The 19,856-nt window shown below is 71.4% G+C and carries 14 protein-coding genes; 5 read left to right on the top strand and 9 right to left on the bottom strand.

The genetic code is table 11. The features are described from left to right. Positions 1-121: 121 nt before the first annotated feature. The 4 genes from AB0J10_RS07400 to rplU all read right to left on the bottom strand — a co-directional run bounded on the left by AB0J10_RS07400 (position 122) and on the right by rplU (position 4,780). Positions 122-2,188, bottom strand: a complete 2,067-nt coding sequence (locus AB0J10_RS07400; protein WP_363058750.1) for a glycosyltransferase family 4 protein — start codon at positions 2,186-2,188, stop codon at positions 122-124. Positions 2,189-2,619: 431 nt separating this feature from the next. Further along, a complete protein-coding gene (gene obgE, locus AB0J10_RS07395; protein WP_363058748.1) occupies positions 2,620-4,056 on the bottom strand; it encodes a GTPase ObgE in 1,437 nt (478 codons plus the stop codon). Positions 4,057-4,190: 134 nt separating this feature from the next. Continuing rightward, positions 4,191-4,445 carry a 50S ribosomal protein L27 gene (gene rpmA, locus AB0J10_RS07390; protein ID WP_109293632.1) on the bottom strand — a complete coding sequence of 85 codons (255 nt, stop codon included), beginning with the start codon at positions 4,443-4,445 and terminating at the stop codon, positions 4,191-4,193. Between the two features lie 14 nt (positions 4,446-4,459). Next, positions 4,460-4,780, bottom strand: coding sequence for a 50S ribosomal protein L21 (gene rplU, locus AB0J10_RS07385; protein ID WP_017944922.1), 321 nt, complete (start codon positions 4,778-4,780; stop codon positions 4,460-4,462). 991 nt (positions 4,781-5,771) lie between these two features. Between rplU and AB0J10_RS07380 the strand changes: the two genes are divergently transcribed. The 5 genes from AB0J10_RS07380 (at position 5,772) to AB0J10_RS07360 (ending at position 13,382) form a co-directional block, all read left to right on the top strand. After that, entirely contained in the window at positions 5,772-6,368 is a 597-nt protein-coding gene (locus AB0J10_RS07380) for an acyltransferase (protein ID WP_363058745.1), read from the top strand. 216 nt (positions 6,369-6,584) lie between these two features. Next, positions 6,585-8,312 carry a D-glucuronyl C5-epimerase family protein gene (locus AB0J10_RS07375; protein ID WP_363058743.1) on the top strand — a complete coding sequence of 576 codons (1,728 nt, stop codon included), beginning with the start codon at positions 6,585-6,587 and terminating at the stop codon, positions 8,310-8,312. Between the two features lie 270 nt (positions 8,313-8,582). Next, a complete protein-coding gene (wecB, locus tag AB0J10_RS07370; RefSeq protein WP_363058741.1) occupies positions 8,583-9,686 on the top strand; it encodes a UDP-N-acetylglucosamine 2-epimerase (non-hydrolyzing) in 1,104 nt (367 codons plus the stop codon). A gap of 145 nt (positions 9,687-9,831) precedes the next feature. Next, entirely contained in the window at positions 9,832-11,250 is a 1,419-nt protein-coding gene (locus AB0J10_RS07365) for a glycosyltransferase (protein ID WP_363058887.1), read from the top strand. Continuing rightward, the gene (locus AB0J10_RS07360) at positions 11,247-13,382 is read left to right on the top strand and encodes a glycosyltransferase family 1 protein (RefSeq protein WP_363058739.1); all 2,136 of its coding nucleotides are present in this window, start codon (positions 11,247-11,249) and stop codon (positions 13,380-13,382) included. Before AB0J10_RS07365 ends, AB0J10_RS07360 begins: the two co-directional genes overlap by 4 nt. A 118-nt stretch (positions 13,383-13,500) precedes the next feature. On the opposite strand, the gene galE is transcribed toward AB0J10_RS07360, so the two are convergent. From galE to AB0J10_RS07335, 5 genes are all read right to left on the bottom strand, one after another. Beyond that, entirely contained in the window at positions 13,501-14,469 is a 969-nt protein-coding gene (gene galE, locus AB0J10_RS07355; protein ID WP_363058737.1) for a UDP-glucose 4-epimerase GalE, read from the bottom strand. 80 nt (positions 14,470-14,549) lie between these two features. Continuing rightward, complete coding sequence (locus AB0J10_RS07350) at positions 14,550-15,833, bottom strand: nucleotide sugar dehydrogenase (protein ID WP_363058735.1); 1,284 nt, start codon at positions 15,831-15,833, stop codon at positions 14,550-14,552. Then, the gene (locus AB0J10_RS07345; protein WP_363058733.1) at positions 15,830-17,461 is read right to left on the bottom strand and encodes a glycosyltransferase; all 1,632 of its coding nucleotides are present in this window, start codon (positions 17,459-17,461) and stop codon (positions 15,830-15,832) included. The genes AB0J10_RS07350 and AB0J10_RS07345 overlap by 4 nt, the downstream gene beginning before the upstream one ends. After that, the gene (locus tag AB0J10_RS07340; RefSeq protein WP_363058731.1) at positions 17,458-18,471 is read right to left on the bottom strand and encodes a Gfo/Idh/MocA family oxidoreductase; all 1,014 of its coding nucleotides are present in this window, start codon (positions 18,469-18,471) and stop codon (positions 17,458-17,460) included. The genes AB0J10_RS07345 and AB0J10_RS07340 overlap by 4 nt, the downstream gene beginning before the upstream one ends. Next, complete coding sequence (locus AB0J10_RS07335; protein ID WP_363058729.1) at positions 18,468-19,586, bottom strand: DegT/DnrJ/EryC1/StrS family aminotransferase; 1,119 nt, start codon at positions 19,584-19,586, stop codon at positions 18,468-18,470. Before AB0J10_RS07335 ends, AB0J10_RS07340 begins: the two co-directional genes overlap by 4 nt. Positions 19,587-19,856 lie beyond the last annotated feature (270 nt).

Genomic DNA, 19,856 nt, shown 5'->3' with positions numbered 1-19,856 from the left:
CGGTCCTCAAGGTGTCCACACCACCCGGAAACCCCCTGTTCACCCTGCGGTCAGAGGGGTTTGCGGGGGCGAACCGGAAGAAGAGGTGACAGACACCACAGGCCAGGGCTGCGGCGCAGCGTTACTTCGTCGTTTTGTCGACGACATTGAGCACGAGTTCATTTCCCGCGCTGAAGAAGATCTTCACCGTGACCTGCGCCCGAGCCCGGGAGAGCAGCCCGTCCAGGGCCGCGCGCACCCGTGCGAGCGGCCGCTTCCTGAGCACGTCGACGGTGGGGTAGGGGAAGACGCTCCCCTTCTCCACCACGTCGTCGAGCACCCGGCCGATCCGGACGGGCGCGGCACCGGGCGCGGGGAGCAGCCAGAGGTCCCAGACGTCGTGGGCCGAGGCACGCACGGCGACCGGCGCGGCGAGCGGGATCGTACAGCGGAACCCGTCGGCCCCGACGCGGGTGCCGGGGAACTCCAGTTCACGGGCGTCCGCTCCGCGGCGGCGCAGCAGGACTACCGGGTCCCCGACCGGCCGCACCTGGCCGAGCAGCCGTCCGGACACGGTGATCCGGCGGGAGCCGACGGTGATGTCGCCGGACTCGGCGTGGGCCGGGCGCACCCAGGAGCGCAGGGCGAGTCCGCCGTTCCGCACGTAGGGGACGAGGGTGTGCACGGGCTCCCCCGGCCGGACCCGTTCGGCGGCCCGCACCGCTCCGCGCTGGTCGACGGCCCGGGTGACGAGCCGGGGACGACCCGAGGCGTCCTCCCGCACCGCGCCGGGCGCCGGAGGGTCGACGTGGCACGTCCAGACGCCCTCGGCCAGGCCGGCGCCGGCGGGGATCACGGCACGGCCGGTAGCGTCGAAGGGAAAGACCCGGTCGGGGACGGCGGCGTCGGTATGGACGCAGACGAGGTCCGGCCGCCCGGCGCGCTCGACGAGCAGAGTCACCGTCACATCGCCGTTCATCTCGGCGGCACAGTCCACGAGCGGGCAGGCGGCCGTCCTGTCGTCCCCAGACAGGGCGGGTGCGGGCCCCTTGGTGTGCGCACGGGCGCCCGCGCCGAGGTCCGCGAACAGTTCCTCGTACTGCTTCGCGACCGGGCCCGGGTCGAAGCGGCGGGCGTGGGACCGGGCAGCTGAGCCCATGCGGCGGCGCAGTGGCTCGTCGTCGATGAGACGGAGAAGGGCGGCGGCGACGGCCCTGCGGTCGCCGACCGGGACGAGCAGGCCGTCGACGCCGTCCTCGACGATCTCGCGCGGACCGTAGTCGCAGTCGGTGCTGACCACGGGCAGTCCGCAACGCATCGCCTCCACGAGCGTCATACCGAAGGACTCGTGGCGCGACGTGGAAACGGCGATCGTGCCCTTCACCCACTCGGGCTCGATGGGCGAGCGAGGCCCCATCAGATGGACGCTGTTGTAGAGGCCGAGCTCGTCGATGCGCCTGCGGAGACGTTCCTTCTGCTTGCCCCAGCCGCAGATGCGCAGGGTCCACTCCGGACGCACGGCCACGACCTCGGCGAAGGCCTCGATCAGGACGTCGTACTGTTTCTCTGCGGCGAGCCGGCCGGCCGCGACGACGGTCGTCCCACCGAGGTCGGAGACGGGCACCATGGGCTCGGGAACGCTGTTCGGTATGGCCAGCACCCGGGTGTCCGGCAGCGGCATCCGCTCGCGCCACACGGCGGCGTCACCCTCGGAGACGGTGACGAACGCGTCGAGTGCGACGAGGTGCGGGCGCATCTCGGCACGCAGCTCGGGCTTGTGGTGATTGTGCGTCATGTGCTCCTGCCCGATGAGCACGGCGCGTGCGGGCGCGAACTGGGCGACGTAGGCGACGAGTCCGGGGCGGGTGCCGATGACCACGTCCGCGTCGGAGTCGGCGTAGTGCTCGCGCACACGCTGGTCGGTGAGTCTGCTGTACTCCTTGGACCGCGCCTCGTGGGCGGGAATGCGCTCGGCGGGCTGCACCGCGAGAGGGTGCTTTGTCTCGTTGCCGGGGGACGAGGGGCGGGTGTCCACCAGTGGGACGACGGTGATCCGCGGGTCGATCGCGAAGAGCGGCTCGTCCCGGTGCCGGAAGACGGAGACGATCTCCACCTCGTGGCGTCCGGCGAGTTCCTCCGCGAGATTGAGCGTGGTGCGGATGGTGCCGCCGATGCCGTAGATGGTGTGGATGAGGAAGGAGACCTTCATCAACGCTCCGTTCGACCGTGCCGGGGCAACTTGCTGCCCCACCCCCGCGAACAAGACGGTGATATCGGGTAGGAGGTTGTGCCACCGCACGGATCCGAACGGAGGGGACATCTCCCCTGCCACCGGGCATGTCAGCAGGGCGCCACGGAACGCCAGAGGACACGGACGCGGGCCTGAGGGGGACGGTCGGGTGGGCTTCGAGCCCGGCTCCGGATGCGCCGTGACCCGCCCGTACGCGTCGGAGAGGACCGCGGTGGCCGGGCCGCGCCGACTGATCGTCCCGGGGCCGGAAAGCGGCCCGGGGCCGGGGGCTGCTGCCCCCGGCCCCGGCAGACGCCACGCGTCGAATCGCAACGGCCCAGATCAGTACGCCTCGGGACGGAACGGCGCCCGGAACCGCTCGGACACGGCCCGGATCAGAACGGCCCGGATCAGAACGGCTCGAAGTCGTCGTACTCGCGTGTGGCCTCGTCGCGCTCCGCCTGGCGGTCCTTGCGGCGCTGCGCCGCGGGGCGCGGGGCCTCGAAGCGGTGGTCCTCGCCGCGGCGCCCGAGCATTTCCGCGCCCGCCATCATCGTGGGTTCCCAGTCGAAGACGACGGCGTCGTCCTCGGGGCCGATGGCCACGCCGTCACCGGCACGGGCACCGGCCTTCATCAGCTGTTCCTCGACGCCGAGACGGCTCAGCCGGTCCGCGAGGTAACCCACGGCCTCGTCGTTGTTGAAATCGGTCTGGCGGACCCAGCGTTCGGGCTTGTCACCACGCACGCGGAAGAGACCGTCCTCCTCCTGCGTGACGGTGAAGCCGGTGTCGTCGACCGCCTTCGGGCGGATGACGATGCGGGTCGCCTCCTCCTTCGGCCTGGCCGCGCGCGCCTTCGCGACGATGTCGGCCAGGGCGAAGGACAGCTCCTTGAGCCCGGTGCGGGCGACCGCGGACACCTCGAGAACCCGGTAGCCGCGCTCCTCGAGGTCCGGCCGGATCATCTCCGCGAGGTCCTTGCCGTCGGGGATGTCGACCTTGTTCAGCACGACGACCCGCGGACGGTCGTCCAGACCGCCGTAGTGCCGCAGCTCCTCCTCGATGACGTCGAGGTCGGAGACCGGGTCGCGGTCGGACTCCAGTGTCGCCGTGTCCAGCACGTGCACCAGCACCGAGCAGCGCTCGACATGGCGCAGGAACTCCAGGCCCAGGCCGCGGCCCTGGCTGGCGCCGGGAATCAGGCCCGGCACGTCCGCGATGGTGTAGACGGTCGAGCCGGCGGTGACGACGCCGAGGTTCGGCACGAGCGTGGTGAAGGGGTAGTCCGCGATCTTCGGCTTGGCAGCGGACAGCACCGAGATCAGCGAGGACTTTCCGGCACTCGGGTAGCCGACGAGCGCCACGTCCGCGACCGTCTTGAGCTCCAGGACGATGTCGCCGGACCGGCCGGGCTCGCCGAGCAGGGCGAAGCCGGGCGCCTTGCGGCGGGCCGAGGCGAGCGCCGCGTTGCCGAGACCGCCGCGGCCGCCCTCGGCGGCCACGTACGTCGTGCCGTGCCCGATCAGGTCGGCCAGCACATTGCCCCGCTTGTCGAGGACGACGGTGCCGTCGGGCACGGTCAGCACGAGGTCCTGGCCGTCCTTGCCGGAGCGGTTGCCGCCTTCGCCGGGCTTGCCGTTGGTCGCCTTGCGGTGCGGCGAGTGGTGGTACTCGAGCAGCGTCGTGACGGACTGGTCGACGGTCAGGACGACGTCACCGCCGCGCCCGCCGTTGCCGCCGTCGGGCCCGCCGAGAGGCTTGAACTTCTCACGGTGTACGGAGGCGCAGCCGTGGCCTCCGTTACCCGCGGCGATGTGCAGCTCGACGCGGTCCACGAAGGTGGTCATGGTCCTGTGCCTCCAGTACGAAAGTGGCGAAGTGCGGAGCACGGCGATCCGTGCGGGTATGTCTGTCTGTCAACAAGCGAAGGGCGGACCCGCTTCCCGCCCGGGGAAGTGGTCCGCCCTCGCAAGAACTCCGGTCAGGCGACCGGAACGATGTTCACGACCTTGCGGCCGCGGAAGGTGCCGAACTCCACGGCACCGGCCTGCAGCGCGAACAGCGTGTCGTCGCCGCCGCGGCCGACGCCCGCGCCCGGGTGGAAGTGCGTGCCGCGCTGACGGACCAGGATCTCACCGGCGTTGACGACCTGACCGCCGAAGCGCTTCACGCCGAGCCGCTGAGCGTTGGAGTCGCGACCGTTCCGGGTGGACGATGCGCCCTTCTTGTGTGCCATCTCTCCTCAGTCCCTTACTTCGCAGCCGTGGGGATCGCCGTGACCTTGATCGCCGTGTACTGCTGACGGTGGCCCTGACGACGGCGGTAGCCGGTCTTGTTCTTGTAGCGCAGGATGTCGATCTTGGCGCCCTTGTGGTGGTCCACGACCTCGGCCTGGACCTTGATCCCGGCCAGCACCCACGGGTCGCTGGTCACGGCGTCGCCGTCGACAACGAGCAGGGTCGAGAGCTCGACCGTGTCGCCGACCTTGGCAGTGGAAATCTTGTCAACCTCAACGATGTCGCCGACAGCAACCTTGTGCTGGCGACCACCGCTGCGCACGATGGCGTACACGCGGATCTCTCTCTCGCTCGTAAACGGGAACCCCTGATGCCAGCCGCCCGCACGGGCCGGGGCCCGGACAGTCCGCGAGGAATGGACGGCCTCTCCGGATCACGGACCCGGAGGGAGGTGCTCAGAAGCTGGCGTATGGAAACACGCCGACGGTCAAGGTTACGGGCAGGGCCGCAGGGGGTCAAACCAGCCCCGGAGCGCCACGGACCCCGGGGAACCGGCCACGCGCGCCGCCACGGACCGCACGGCGGGCTCTGTGCGGGGGCTGCGCGACGGGCTGCCTCATGAGCCGTGCACCGGCCGACTTCGCGTCGACTTCCCGCGCCGTCCCGGACACCGCCTCGGCGCTCCCCCGCGACGCCGCCTCCCGCATGCCGGCCTCCGGTTCCCGGACCGGCAGCCCCCGGCCGCCCGGGCCGGTGTGGTTGTCGAATGCGCGCTCGTGCTCCTGCGCTCCTTCCTCACCCTGTCCCGGCTGCTCCGGTACGACCCGCCGTCGGCGCCGACCTGCCGCCCGACGAGGCGGTGCTCCTCGACGCACGGCCCGCGTCGCGGCGCGACGCCGTGTCCGCCGCGACCGCGGGGAGGCGAACGACCCGGAACGCCTGCTGGTCCGGTCCCCGGGCGCCGGTCCGCCGCTCGGTCTGAAGGCGTGGTGGCTGCCGTGTCTACGCCCCGGCCGCGGCCTGGGCCTGGTGGTCCCCGGCGCCGGCCCGCTGCGGTCCGCCCCTTTCGCCCTGCCGGCCCTGGCCTTCGGGGTCCGGATCGTGGCGGCGGCAAGGGAGCGCGGCGGCGGCTGAGCAAACTCGCCGGCTACCGGGCGCCCGCGAACCAGGTGATCGCCGACGGGGCCTGACACCGCTCCTGAGGACTCCTCCACCCGCCGTCGCGGGGCGCGTGAACGGCCGCGACGGGCCGCCCGCCGCGGCCGCACTCCCGGGGCGGGCGGCCCGTATGCTCGGCCGGAAGCCAGACACCGGAAGGCAGAGAAGTGAACTACAGGGTCCAGCCCAGCGCCCAGGTCGACGAGACCGCCGAGATCGGCGCCGGCAGCAGCGTGTGGGATCTCGCGCAGATCCGGGAGGGCGCCCGCCTCGGCGAGGGCTGTGTGATCGGCCGGGGTGCCTACGTCGGCAGCGGCGTGCGCATGGGCGACAACTGCAAGCTGCAGAACTACGCGCTGGTGTACGAGCCGGCCGAGCTCGGTGACGGCGTCTTCATCGGTCCCGCCGTGGTGCTCACCAACGACCACAACCCGCGTTCCGTCGACCCCGAAGGCAAGCAGAAGCGCGGCGGCGACTGGGAGGCCGTCGGTGTGGAGATCGCCGACGGTGCCTCGATCGGCGCGCGCTCGGTGTGTGTCGCTCCCGTCCGCATCGGCCGCTGGTCGATGGTCGCCGCCGGCGCCGTGGTGACGAAGGACGTGCCGGACTTCGCCCTGGTCGTCGGGGTGCCGGCGCGGCGGATCGGCTGGGTCGGCCGGGCCGGTGTGCGGCTGACCGAGCGCGAGGGCGAGCCGGGGGTGTGGGAGTGCCCGCAGACCGGCGCCCTGTACGAGGAGAAGGACGGCGTGCTCACCGAGCGCTGACCAGGAACCCGTCCGGGACCTCTCCGCCCCTGCGGACACCCCTCGCGGACCGGGGCAGCGCGACGCACCGCTCGCCGGCCGCTTGACGGCCGGGAGACAGGCTCGGCCATCCGATCGAGTCGGCCTCCCGGCTTTCGCGTGTCTGTCACGACCTCCGCCCGGAATGCCCCCATAGGATCCGCAGCCATCGCCGATCTTCCCCTGGGGGCTACAGGCATGGCCGAGAGCGGCAGCACCCGACGGGACCCTTCCGCACCGAAAGGGTCCACACTGGACCGCAGGCGGTTCATCCGGCTCGCCGGCGGCACCGTGCTCGGCGCCGTCCTCACCGGAGCCGGCGCCGGTGAGGACGCGGCGCAGGCCGCCCCGGCCCGGCCCCTCCCCAAGGCGACGCTCCCGCCGCTCCCGCCCCTGCCCGACCAGCTCTCGGGAGGAAAGGTGACTCCGCCCGCGCCCTCCGTCCGCGTCCCCCGGGCGGACGGCACACCCGCCCCGGCTGCCGTACGCGCCGCGATCCCCGAGTCCCTCCCGTTCACCTTCCACGGCATCGGCTACACCGCGGTGGACCTGCCGGAGCGAATGCGGCCCTGGCGCGACCGGCCGACGCCCTGGTCCGGCGTCACGCCGGACACCACGCACACCTATCTCGACCGCGACGGGGTCATCATGTACCGCCCGCACAGGTCGGCCCCGGGACACAACCAGCCCGTCACCCAGATCCAGTTCGGCCTCGGCTGTGCCGCCGCGTACCGCACCGCCGAGGACCCCGCCCGTCGTGCTCTGTACCTCAGGCGCGCCAAGGCCCAGGCGAAGCGCCTGATCGACACCCGGGTCGAGGCCAGGGGGGCGTGGTACTTCCCGTACCCGTTCGACTTCACGCACGGCACCCACAGTGGCATCTCCTACCGGGCGCCCTGGTACTCGGGGATGGCGCAGGGCGAGGCGATCAGCCTGTTCGTGCAGCTGTCCCTGCTCGACGGAGTCACGCCGGAGGAGCGCGCGCTGTACCGGACGGCCGCCGACGGGGCGTTCGCGTCGCTGCTGCGCGGGGACGACGGCGCCCCGTGGGTGGTGAACAGGGACGACGCGGGCTATCTGTGGATCCAGGAGTACCCGGTCGACGCGCCCGGCGACTCCGACCGCACGTACAACGGCATGATCTTCGCCATGTTCGGACTGTGGGACTACGCCCGGATGACGGGGAACCCGCTGGCCGCCCGGCTTTACGACGGGGCGTGCACCACGGTCGACCACTACTTCCCCACGCTGCGAAACCGGCGCTGGGCCTCGTACTACTGCCTCACCCACCGGATCCCGACGCCCTCGTACCACCAGCACCACATCAATCTGTACCGGCAGCTGCACTGGCAGACCGGCAGTCCGCGCTTCGCCCACATGAGCGATCTGCTCACGGACGACCATCCCTCGGGCTTCCTGCCGGACGGCTCACCAGTCGTCCTGGCGGCCGGCCCGCACACGCTGTACCGCTACGACACGGACACGGACGGTGACTTCGTCGCGTCGAAGGGGGACGCCGAACTCGCGCGCAGGACCGTCAGCCTGCCCCGCACCACGCGGGCCACCGCGAACCGCCGCCGCCGGATCAAGGGCCGCGGCGTGGCCTACCGGATCGACTCGGGGCCCTACGCAGGCTGGTGGGCCGGCGAGTCCCACCCCAGGTGCTACCTGCTCGGGGAGTACCTCCCAGCCGAGTACCGGCCAGGCCGGACGCTGTCCTTCCGCGCGGGCGGCCGGGTGACGTGCCACCGCTACGGCCGGGACCGCGGCGTCACCGCCACCCGCACCGTGACGTTCGACAAACCGTCCGGGGCGCCCTTCGACCGGCGGTCGATCGTGAACGGCCGGCCGATGTGCCGGATCTCCGCCGGGGCCCTCAAGGGCTACTGGGTGTACGCCGGGGACGTCGTCACCGACGGACGCTGAGCACCGCTCCGCCAGTCCGCCCGGGACCGCTGCCCGAGCGGACGGTCCCGGGCGACCCGTTTTCGCCGGAATTACGCACACGGTTCACGAAATCGTTATGCGGTCGCATCGATGATCGCCGGGGCCGTTCTGACCTTTGCATGCACACGACCTCCACCCGGTGCGGCCCCACGGCCCTGGGCCTGGTCAGTGCGCTGATTGCCTACCATTACGAGCAGTGTGAGACCGTGACACGCCTGCCCACGCCCTGACCAAGAAGAAGAGTGCTCAGTGAAAGTCATCAGCATCGTCGGAGCCCGTCCTCAATTGGTGAAGCTCGCCCCCATCGCGGCGGCGTTCGCGGAGACCGAGCACGAGCACTTCATCGTGCACACCGGACAGCACTACGACGCCGACCTCTCCGACGTCTTCTTCGACGGCCTGGGCATCCCGGACCCCAACGTGCACCTCGGCGTGGGCTCCGGTAGCCACGGTGTGCAGACGGGCTCCGTGCTCTCCGCCCTGGACCCGGTCCTGGAGCGCGAGAAGCCGGACTGGGTGCTCGTGTACGGCGACACCAACAGCACGATCGCCGGCGCGCTCTCGGCCGTGAAGATGCACCTCCCGGTGGCGCACCTCGAGGCGGGCCTGCGCTCCTTCAACCGGCGGATGCCGGAGGAGCACAACCGCGTCCTCACCGACCACTGCGCCGACCTGCTGCTGGCCCCGACCGAGGAGGCCATGCGCCACCTCGCGGACGAGGGCCTCGCCGACCGGGCCCGGCTCGCCGGCGACGTCATGGTCGACATCTGCCTGCGGATCCGGGACGCCGTGCGGGCCGGTGAGCACCCCGCTCCGGCGCTTCCCGAGGGCATCGACCCGTCGCAGCCGTTCCTGCTGGCGACCCTGCACCGCCCGGACAACACGGACGACCCCGAGCGACTCTCCGCCATCCTGGAGTCGATGGCGAAGCTGCCGGTCCCCGTGGCGCTGCTCGCCCACCCTCGTCTGGTCGCCCGCGCCGAGGCGCACGGCATCAACCTGGCCCAGGGCAGCGTGCACGTCGGCCGGCCGCTGCCGTACGCGGGGCTGGTCGCCGCCGTGCTCGCCTCCACCGGCGTGGTCACGGACTCCGGCGGCCTCCAGAAGGAGGCGTTCCTGCTGGAGCGCATCTGCACCACGGTCCGCCCCGAGACCGAGTGGGTGGAAACCGTCGAGACCGGTTGGAACGTCCTTGTTCCCGACCCGCACACCCTCTCCCCCGAGGAGTGGGCCGCGACGGTGACCCGCGCCGTGCCGACCGCCGACCCCGGCACCCCGTACGGCGACGGCCGGGCCGCCCAGAACGTCGTCCGGATCATGGAAGAGTGGAAGGGGGGCAGCCGGCACGCGTGACGGAGCAGTGGCCCCGCGCCGCGCGCCCGCGACGGGCGACGCGGCGACCTGGTGGCCCGAATCCGTACATGTCACCGTGCTAGCGTCACCGACTATGTCAGCGTCTCCCGGGTCCGGGCTGCCCGCCGAAGGCAAGCGGCCTCATGTGATCTACCTCGCCATCGGGTTCCCGCCGGCCGCCAAGAGCTCGGCCTACCGCATGCGCGAGACCGCGAACCAGTTCATCAACGTGGGCTGGGACGTGACCGTCGTCAACGTCGCCCAGGAGTCCTGGGAGCGGGACTCCGGCGTCGACCTCACCCTGCTGGACCAGGTCGACCCCAAGGTCAGGATCGTCGAGCTGCCGCTGGCGCGCGAGGATCTCGAGACGGACATCCGCCTCTACGACGAGGCCCGCGCGCTCAACCCCAACGGCTGGGTCGCCCAGCTGCGCCGCCGCCAGACGAAGCCGTTCCCGGAGCCCAACTTCGGGGAGTGGCGCACCGACCTGGAGCAGGCGGTCCTGCGAATCCACGAGGAGCACCCGGCCGATCTGCTGCTCGCCAGCTGCGTGCCGTACGTGAACCTCGCCGCGGCCTGGAAGCTGTGGGAGGAGAAGCGGGTCCCGTACGCGGTGGACTTCCGCGACGGCTGGTCCATCGACGTCATCGAGGGCGTCGAGGCCTTCGGTCCCGACTCCGAGGAGGGCCGCTGGGAGCGGAAGATCCTCGACGAGGCCCTCTCCCTGTGGGTGGTCAACGACCCCATCGCCGACCACTACCGCAAGCGCTACCCGGACTTCGCCGACCGCGTCCACGTCGTGCGCAACGGCTACGACGCCGACAGCTCCCCGGGCCGCGCCCACGCCCCGGACCCCGAGTCCGGGCTGGTCTTCGGCTACCTCGGCACGGTCAACTTCACCCCGCAGCACCTGGAGACGGTGCTGAACGCCTGGAAGGCGGCGCGGGAGAAGGAGCCGCTGCTGGCCAACGCGCGCTTCGAGGTGCGCGGCCACATCGGCAACGGTGCCGGCCGGGAGGCCAACCGGCACACGGAGATCCTCAAGCAGGCCGAGGCCGACGGCGTCCACTTCGGCGGCCCCGCGGCCAAGGCCGAGGTCGCGTCGATCTACTCCGGCTGGGACGCCATGGTGCTGATCCTGATCGGCGGCCGCTACGTCACCTCCGGCAAGGTGTACGAGTACATGGCCACCGGTCTGCCGATCGTGTCGGCGCACGTCGTCGAGCACGACGCGTCGAACGTGCTCAGCGGGCACCCGCTGTGGACGGGTGCCGTCGGCATCGACGAGGAGGGCCTGACCGAGTCGTTCGTCCGGGCCGCCCACATGGCGGTGGAGACCAGCGATGAGGTGCACGCCGAGGCCATGGCCCACGCGGACCAGTTCACCCGTGAGGCGCTGATGACCGTGGCCGTGAAGAACCTCGTCGAGGAGTTCACGGCGAAGTACGCCGCACCGGGAGCGCGGGACGTCGGGCCCGGCGGTGGCCCGGCGGCGGCGCCGGGCACCGGGGACGTGGCGCCCCTCGCCGAGAAGTCGACCGTCGCCGGAGGACCCACCCCGTGACCGAAGTCCTGTTCGTCGCCGCTGCCAAGCCGCAGTTCGGCGTGCTCGCCGACTCGGTGCGCAAGTTCAACGCCCTGGGCGCGCGGGTGCATCTCGCGGCCACGTTCCACCTGGAGTCCAGCGCCGAGGAGGTCGCCGCGCTGGAGCTGACCGGGCTGCACCAGCTGCCGCGCAGCGTCGCGCACCGCAGCCAGGCTCTGCGGCGCAAGGCGCGTACGTCCCCGCTGGGCATGCGGGTGTGGATGCAGTCCAAGCGCGACTCGTGGCTGCGCGAGCGCGCCCGCAAGGCCGACGTCATGGTCGCTCTCGACCCGGGCGCCGTGTACACCGTGTGGCGGCTGGCCCAGTACAACCGCAGCGCCGCCGCGATGTTCGGTCTCGCACCGGGTCTGAAGGCCGTCGAGGGCCTGACGTCCCAGGGCGGCAGCGTGCAGCGCCGTTCCGTCATCCCGCCGCTGGACGCCGTGGCCCGCGATGTCCGCCGCTCCGTGGACGGGCTGCCGGCGGCGGTGATGCGCACCGCGACCGCGCGTCCGGTGATGCGCTCCACGGTCGGTGCCCGGCTGTGGCGCACCGCCGTCACCGCCCCCGGTGTGCCGACCAGGGTGCGCGCCGCGACCTCCCGCTACGTCGCCGAGGGCATGCAGTGGGCGGGCCGCACGAGCGGCGCCGCCATAGCGCTCGCCGACGCCGCGTCGAGGATCCCGGACCTCGGGCTCAAGGCGCAGCTCCTCGACGAGGGCGTGATGAAGGAGATCACCAAGGGCCTCAGCCCGCGGCATCTCGACAAGGCGGTGGCGGCTCAGCTCGCCTTCGCGGACCGGGAGTTCACCGCCGGCCGTACGGAGAAGGCGGCCACGGCGCTGGACCGCGCGCTGTTCCTGGACTTCCACCGGGTGCTGCACATCGACCAGCTGTCCTCGCCGCTGGCGAAGGACGCGGAGGGCTTCGTCGCCCCGCTGTACCGCTCCAAGGCGATGCAGGCGCTGAGCCGCCCGCAGGGCCGGAGGACGCCGTACAGGAAGGCGCCGGCGGACCGTCCGCTGCGGCTGCTGGTCACCACCAGCGCCAACGACAACTTCCTGCACCACATCCTGGACCACTTCGGCGACCACCCCGGCGTCGAGCTGCGGTTCCTGGACCTGGCCGCGTCGAAGCACCTGAAGCGGATCGCCTGGGCGGGCCGGCGGATGCTGGAGGACCGGCTGTCCGGCGGCACCAGCGACTACCAGGAAGAGGTGGAGCGGCTGTTCCGCCCGTACCTCGACTGGGCCGACACGGTCTTCCTGGACTGGTCGGTGGGCCCCGCGGGGATGCTCACCACCATCGATCCGGGCGACACCCGGATCGTGGTCCGGCTGCACAGCTACGAGGCGTTCACACGCTGGCCGCACATGACGGACTTCTCGCGGATCGACGATCTCGTCTTCGTCGCCCCGCACGTGAAGGACCTGGCCGTGTCGCTGGTCCCGCAGCTGCGCGGCGACGGGGCTCCTCGCTTCCACATCGTCGACAACGCGATGGACCTGTCCGGCTTCGCGCGGCCGAAGCCCGCCGACGCCCGGTTCAACCTGGGTCTGATCGGGATAAGCCAGGTCGCCAAGGACCCCAAGTGGGCCGTGGACGTCCTGGAACGGGTGCGCCGCCACGACGAGCGCTACCGGCTGATCCTGGTCGGCGGGGACATGGACCCGAAGTCGAGCCGCGCGACGCGCGAGTACCGCCGCGAGTTCGAGAAGGAGCTGGCTCCTCTGGAGGAGTCCGGCGCCGTGGTCCGACTGGGCCCGACGGACGACGTTCCGTCGAAGCTCCAGGAGATCGGCACCATCATCAGTTCCTCGGTCCGCGAGGGCTGCCACGTGGGCCTGATGGAGGGCGCGGCGAGCGCCGCCCTCCCGGTCGTCCGCGACTGGCCGTTCTACGCGGGCAAGGCGAACAGCGCCAGGACCCTCTACCCCGAGGGCTGGGTCGTCGGCTCCCCCGAGGAGGCCGCGAAGCGGATCCTGGAGGCCACGGCCACCGAGGAGGCGTGGCGGAACGCCGGCAAGCTCGCGGCCGAGCACGCGCTGTCCGTGTGGGACTGGCCCGTGGTGCGGAAGCACTTCGAGAAGCTGTTCCTCGACGAGCGGTAGAGAGCGGTACGAGCAAGGGCCCCGGGACCTCGTCCCGGGGCCCTTGCCTTCGTCGCCCTCGTGCGCCACGCCGGCCCATGCCTTCGGTACAGCTGCCCGTCCGCCGCCCGGCGGACGCCTACGGGTGGCGAAGCTGCCAGCCCGCCCACGCCGACTCGACCATCTCCCGCACCTCGTGGCGTGCGCTCCAGCCCAGTTCCTCGCGGATGCGGTCGGCCGAGGCGACGACCCGGGCGGGGTCGCCCGGCCGACGGTCCGTGATCTCGGGCTTGACGTCCTTGTGACCGGTGACGTCCTGGATGATGCCCACCATGTCGGCGACCGAGACGCCCTCGCCGCGGCCGATGTTGAGGATCAGCCGGGCGTCCGGGTCGGCGGCGATCCTGCGTGCCGCCGCGACATGTGCGGAGGCGATGTCCTCGACGTGGATGTAGTCGCGGATGCAGGTGCCGTCCGGCGTGGGGTAGTCGTCACCGAAGATCCGCGGCGCCTCGCCGGACGTGAGCCGCTCGAACACCATCGGCACGAGGTTGAAGACACCCTCGTCGCCGAGTTCGGGCGTGGCCGCGCCGGCGACGTTGAAGTAGCGCAGCGAGGCGGTGGCGACGGGGTGAACCCTGCCGACGGCCGTGACCAGCCACTCACCGGCGAGCTTGGTCTCGCCGTACGGGTTGATGGGCGCGCACGGCGTCTCCTCGGTGACGAGGTCGACGTCCGGCATGCCGTACACGGCCGCGGAGGACGAGAACAGGAACCGGCTCACCCCGGCGGCGACCGCCGCGTCGAGGAGGACCCGCAGGCCCTCCACGTTCTCCCGGTAGTAGTGGAGCGGCTTCGCGACCGACTCGGCCACCTGCTTCTTGCCCGCGATGTGCACGACGCCGGTGACGGCGTGGTCGCGCAGGACGCGGTCGACGGCGTCGCGGTCGAGGACGGTGCCGATCTCCAGCGGTACCCCGGCGGGCAGCCGCTCGGCACGTCCCGTGCTCAGGTCGTCGAGGACGACGACGTGTTCGCCGCCCTCCGCCATCGCCTTCACCACGTGCGATCCGATGAAGCCGGCGCCGCCGGTGATCAACCAGGTCATGGGAACCTTCCTGCAAGCGGGCCCTGCCCCACGCGTGCGCGGGGCAGGGCCGGGTCGTCGCGTACGGAGCGGGCCGTCCGTCAGCCGCCGATGACGACGCGGCGGACGCCCTCCCAGCGGCTCGGGTCGGTGGTGCGGCGGCCGTCGACCAGGACGGTGACGTCCGGCAGGTCGGAGGCGGCCAGCTCACGGTACTCGGCGTGGTCCGCCTGGAGGACCGCGGCGGTGACCTTCTCGCCCCGGTGCGGGGTGAGGCCGTGCTCGGCCAGCTCCTCCGCGGTGTACATCGGGTCGGAGACGAACGGCACCGCGCCGCGGGCCTTGAGGGCCTCGACGGTGCCGAAGACGCCGGAGAAGGCGGTCTCCTTGACGCCACCGCGGTAGGCGGCGCCGAGCACGAGCACGTTGACGTCCTTCAGGTCGCCGTAGGCGGCGGCCAGCAGGTCGACGGCGTACTCCGGCATGGCGGCGTTGGCCTCGCGGGCCGAGCGCACGACGGTCGCCTCCGGGTCGTTCCAGAGGTACATCCGCGGGTAGATCGGGATGCAGTGGCCGCCGACGGCGATGCCCGGCTGGTGGATGTGGCTGTAGGGCTGCGAGTTGCAGGCCTCGATGACCTTCTTGACGTCGATGCCGTTCTTGTCGGCGAACCGGGCGAACTGGTTGGCCAGACCGATGTTGACGTCGCGGTAGGTGGTCTCGGCGAGCTTCGCGAGCTCGGAGGCCTCGGCGGTGCCCAGGTCCCACACACCGTTCGGCTGCGGGAGGTCGCCGCGCTCGTCGAAGTCCAGGACCTGCTCGTAGAACTCCACACCGCGCGCGGTGGAGGCCTCGTCGATGCCGCCGACGAGCTTGGGGTAGCGGCGCAGGTCGGCGAAGACCCGGCCGGTGAGCACGCGCTCCGGGGAGAACACCAGGTGGAAGTCCTTGCCCGCGGTGAGGCCGGAGCCCTGCTCCAGCATCGGTGCCCAGCGGGTGCGGGTGGTGCCGACCGGCAGGGTCGTCTCGTACGAGACCAGGGTGCCGGGCTTGAGCCCCTTGGAGATGGCCTGGGTGGCGGAGTCCATCCAGCCGAAGTCCGGGGTGCCCTCGGCGTCCACGAACAGCGGGACGACGACCACGACGGCCTCGGACTGCGCGACGGCCGCGGCGGTGTCGGTGGTGGCGGACAGCAGCCCGGCGTCGACGGCCTGCTTCAGCTTGACGTCCAGGTCGTGCTCGCCGGGGAAGGGCTCGGTGCCGGCGTTGACCAGCTCGACGACCTTCTCGTTGACGTCGGCGCCGATGACCTTGTGGCCCTTGGCGGCGAACTGCACGGCGAGCGGAAGCCCGATCTTGCCGAGCGCGACTACACAGATATTCATCGGGTCAGTTTCCTCTTCACACGGGACATCAGGTGACGCAGCCGGCTGCGCTCGCCGGACGACGAGGACTCCCACAGCGGAGCCGTGGTGATGACGAGCCGTCCCTTGGCGTTGGCGTTCGCGGAGACACGGTACGGGACCTTCTCGCGCCAGCGCCGTGCCAGGGGCAGGGGCCGGTCCAGGGTTCTCACCGGCACCTCGTACGTCGAGCCTGCCACGTCCAGATAGGCGCGGACGCCGAGCTTGGCCCTGACGGGCCTGATCGGGATGCGGGCGGTGAGCACCGTCCCCGTGCCGTCGTCGGTGGTGGAACGGCTCAGGCCCCCTACGGGTGCGGGGAGTTCGGTGCCCACGGGCAGCCTGCGGGCACCCGGCTTGTCGGCGCTCTTCGGCATCGCCTTGTCGGCGAGGCGGACGACGGCGTGGTCCGTCTCGCCCGTGACGGGGACGCGGACCGAGAGGGCCACGGCCAGCTCCTGGCCCTCCTGCTCCCACCACGCCGAGACCAGCCCGGTGCCGGCGGCGAGCTGCCTGGGCACGGACTCGCCGATGACCTCGTACAGCCGGTCGGGCAGGCCCAGGGCCGGGTCGCGGAACCCGGGGTAGCGCAGAAACGCCCGGCCGTCCTCCAGCAGCAGCGGAGGCGCTCCCTGGGCGGCCTCCTCCTCGATGGCACGGATCAGTTCGGTGACGGCCCCGCGCTGGGCCAGCGCGATCCGCACCCGCCGCTTGACGTCCATCGAGTCGCGGAGCGGCTCGGTGAAGTAGTCGTCTGCGAGGGCGGCGATACCGGCGCAGATCTGGATCTGCGTCTCCCGGTCGAGGGTGGGGAAGTCGTCCTGGACCAGCTTCGCGAGCTCCCAGGTGAAGTGGCGCTTGAACACCGCGTCACGCCGGGGGCCGGCCTCGATGAGCCCGGCTGTGAACTTCATGATCTCGGCGGTGCAGCGCAGCCTCGCCAGATGGTTCGCGCGGTACGTGATGTTGCTGGCGTCCCCGCGCTTGACCGCGTAGTAGTACGTGTAGTCGGCGAGGACGGAGATCTTCCGCGCCCGGACGCACGCCTCGATCGTGAACGGCTGGTCGCTGCCGACCGGCAGGTCCTCGGGGAAGCGCAGCTTGTGCTGCTCGACCAGATCGCGCCTGAACAGTTTGGTGTTGGCCAGTGTGAACGGCAGCGCCGAGTCGTACAGGCTGACGTCCGGATCGCTCTTCCTGTAGAGCGCCTGGTGGACGTAGCGGCCGTTGGTGCCGACCATCTTGCCGACGACGACGTCGGAACCGTGTTCGTCGGCACAGGCCACCATGCGCCTCAGCGCGTCCCTGCCGAGGTGGTCGTCGGAGCCGATGAAGTACACGTAACGGCCGGTGGCAACATCGAGGGCACGGTTGCTGGGTGCGGCCGGGCCGCCGGAGTTGGCCTGGTGGATCACCTTCACGGTGCCGGGGTACCGCTCCGCGAAACGGTCGAGCTCCCGGCCGCTGTCGTCGGTCGAGCCGTCGTCGACGGCCACGACCTCCAGCCGGTCCACTCCGATGCTCTGGTTCACCAGCGACTCGAGGCACTCGGTGAGGTACGGCATCGTGTTGTAGACGGCCACGACGACGGTGACATCAGGGGTGGTCAACTGGCCACGCCCTCCGGGTTCAGCTGCACGGTGGCACCGCTCTTCGCGGAGTCGATGACGGCGGCGGCCACCTCTACGGTACGCAGGCCCTGGCGCAGCGTGCAGATGTCCTGGGACTTGCCGAGCACCGCGTCCCGGAAGAGCTCGTGCTCGACGAGGAGCGGCTCGCGCTTCGGGATCGCGTAGCGGATCATGTCGCCCTCGGAGACACCTCGGAAGGCCTGCAGGGCCTCCCACTCGGTGGCCACGGCGGCGTTCGAGTAGAACGTCAGGTCCGCGGTGAGGGTGTCGGCGATGAAGCAGCCGCGCTCGCCGGTGACCGAGGTGAAGCGCTCCTTGAGCGGGCTGAGCCAGTTGACGAGGTGGCTGACCATCGTGCCGTCGGAGAGCTTGCCGACGGCCGAGACCATGTCCTCGTGCGGGCGGCCCGACTTGGAGACGGTGTGCGCCGCGATCGACGTGTACTGCTGGCCGGTGACCCAGGCCGTCAGGTCGATGTCGTGGGTGGCGAGGTCCTTGACCACGCCGACGTCCGCGATGCGGTGCGGGAAGGGCCCCTGGCGGCGGGTGACGACCTGGAAGACGTCACCGAGCTCGCCGGCCTCCAGACGGGACCGCAGGCTGCGCAGCGCCGGGTTGCAGCGCTCGATGTGGCCCACACCGGCGACCAGGCCGCTCGACTCGAAGGCCTCGACCAGCCGGCGGGCACCCTCCACGGTGTCCGCGACCGGCTTCTCGATCAACGCGCCGACGCCGGCCCCGGCCAGCTTCAGGCCGACTTCCTCGTGCAGCGCGGTCGGGCAGGCCACGACGGCGTAGTCGATGCCGAGCGCGATCAGTTCGTCGACGGTGGACAGCACGGGGGCGCCGTGCGCCCAGCCGTTCTTGTCCCCCATGGGGTCGACGACGGCGACGAGGTCGACGCCGTCGAGCCCGGCCAGTACACGGGCGTGGTGGCGTCCCATGGACCCCAGGCCGATCAGGCCGGCCCGCAGTGCAGCGGCAGTCACAGGTTCTCTCCCAGCGCGTTCACAGCGGTGACGATGCGCTCGAGGTCGCCCTCGGTGAGCGAGGGGTGGACGGGCAGCGAGACGACCTCCGCGGCCGCCCGCTCGGTCTCCGGCAGGTCCCAGTCACGGCCGGCCTTCTGGTCCGGCTCCCAGTACGGCTTCAGCCGGTGGATGGGCGTCGGGTAGTAGACGGCGTTGCCGATGCCGGCCTCGGTGAGCTTCGCCATGGCGGCGTCGCGGTCCCCGCGGACCCGGACCGTGTACTGGTGGTAGATGTGGCGAGCGCCCTCGGCGACGACCGGGGTCACCACGTTCGAGGCGGTGATGTGCTCGGAGAGGTACGCGGCGTTGGCGATGCGCTGCTCGGTCCAGCCGGGCAGCTTGGCGAGCTGGACGCGGCCGATGGCCGCGGAGACGTCGGTCATGCGCATGTTGGCGCCGACGATCTCGTTCGCGTAGCGCTGCTCCATGCCCTGGTTGCGCAGCAGGCGCAGGGTGCGGGCGACCTCGGCGTCGCCCGTGGAGATCATGCCGCCCTCGAGGCTGTGCATGTTCTTGGTCGGGTAGAAGCTGAACGTGCCGCCGGAGCCGAAGGCGCCGACCGGGGTGCCGTTCAGCGCGGCCGCGTGCGCCTGGCAGGCGTCCTCGACGACGGCCAGCTTGTGCTTGTCGGCGATGGCCATGATCCGGTCCATCGCGGCCGGGTGGCCGTACAGGTGCACCGGCATGATCGCGGCGGTGCGGGGGGTGATCGCGGCCTCGACCGCGGCCGGGGAGAGGCAGTACGTGTCCGGGTCGATATCGGCGAAGACGACGTCGGCGCCGACCAGGCGGACCGAGTTCGCCGAGGCGGCGAACGAGAACGACGGGACGATCACCTCGTCACCCGGGCCGATGCCGAGCGCCATCAGAAGGAGGTGCAGCGCGGAGGTGCCGGAGTTGACGGCGACGCAGTGGCGGCCGCCCACGAGCTCCGAGAAACCCTCCTCGAACGCGGCCACCTCGGGGCCCTGGACCACCCGGCCGCTGCGCAGTACGCGTACGGCTGCTTCGATCTCTTCTTCACCGATGACCGGGCGGGCAGCGGGGATGGGCTGCGCGTTGCTGCTCGGCATTGGACGTCCTCCTTGAACACCGCGAGAGCTCTTTGTGGCAGAGGTCCGGGGTCTGCGGGGCGTTTTCGGGCCGCGCGAACCCCTCCGGCGTGATGGCCGACGCCCTACCGAGGAATGCTGGGACCGGTCTGTCCCTCAACCGGGCCGGTCACCGACCGTAGTCTCCGGGTGGGTCCTCGGCACGGCAGCGACCGCCGTCACATTATCAGGGATTTCCCAGGCAATTTCTGGGCCGTTAACAGGCCCAGGCATCAATTCCGAAACAAATGG

It is taken from the genome of Streptomyces sp. NPDC049887, assembly GCF_040656535.1.
Lineage (GTDB): Bacteria > Actinomycetota > Actinomycetes > Streptomycetales > Streptomycetaceae > Streptomyces.
Note: the sequence above shows the minus strand (reverse complement) of the source record. Positions and strands in the feature narration are given on the sequence as shown.

Bases quoted from the DNA above. Each gene is read 5' to 3' on its own strand.
- AB0J10_RS07400 (WP_363058750.1), bottom strand. From the start codon at position 2,188: ATGAAGGTCTCCTTCCTCATCCACACCATCTACGGCATCGGCGGCACC.
- obgE (WP_363058748.1), bottom strand. From the start codon at position 4,056: ATGACCACCTTCGTGGACCGCGTCGAGCTGCACATCGCCGCGGGTAAC.
- rpmA (WP_109293632.1), bottom strand. From the start codon at position 4,445: ATGGCACACAAGAAGGGCGCATCGTCCACCCGGAACGGTCGCGACTCC.
- AB0J10_RS07375 (WP_363058743.1), top strand. From the start codon at position 6,585: ATGGCCGAGAGCGGCAGCACCCGACGGGACCCTTCCGCACCGAAAGGG.
- galE (WP_363058737.1), bottom strand. From the start codon at position 14,469: ATGACCTGGTTGATCACCGGCGGCGCCGGCTTCATCGGATCGCACGTG.
- AB0J10_RS07350 (WP_363058735.1), bottom strand. From the start codon at position 15,833: ATGAATATCTGTGTAGTCGCGCTCGGCAAGATCGGGCTTCCGCTCGCC.
- AB0J10_RS07335 (WP_363058729.1), bottom strand. From the start codon at position 19,586: ATGCCGAGCAGCAACGCGCAGCCCATCCCCGCTGCCCGCCCGGTCATC.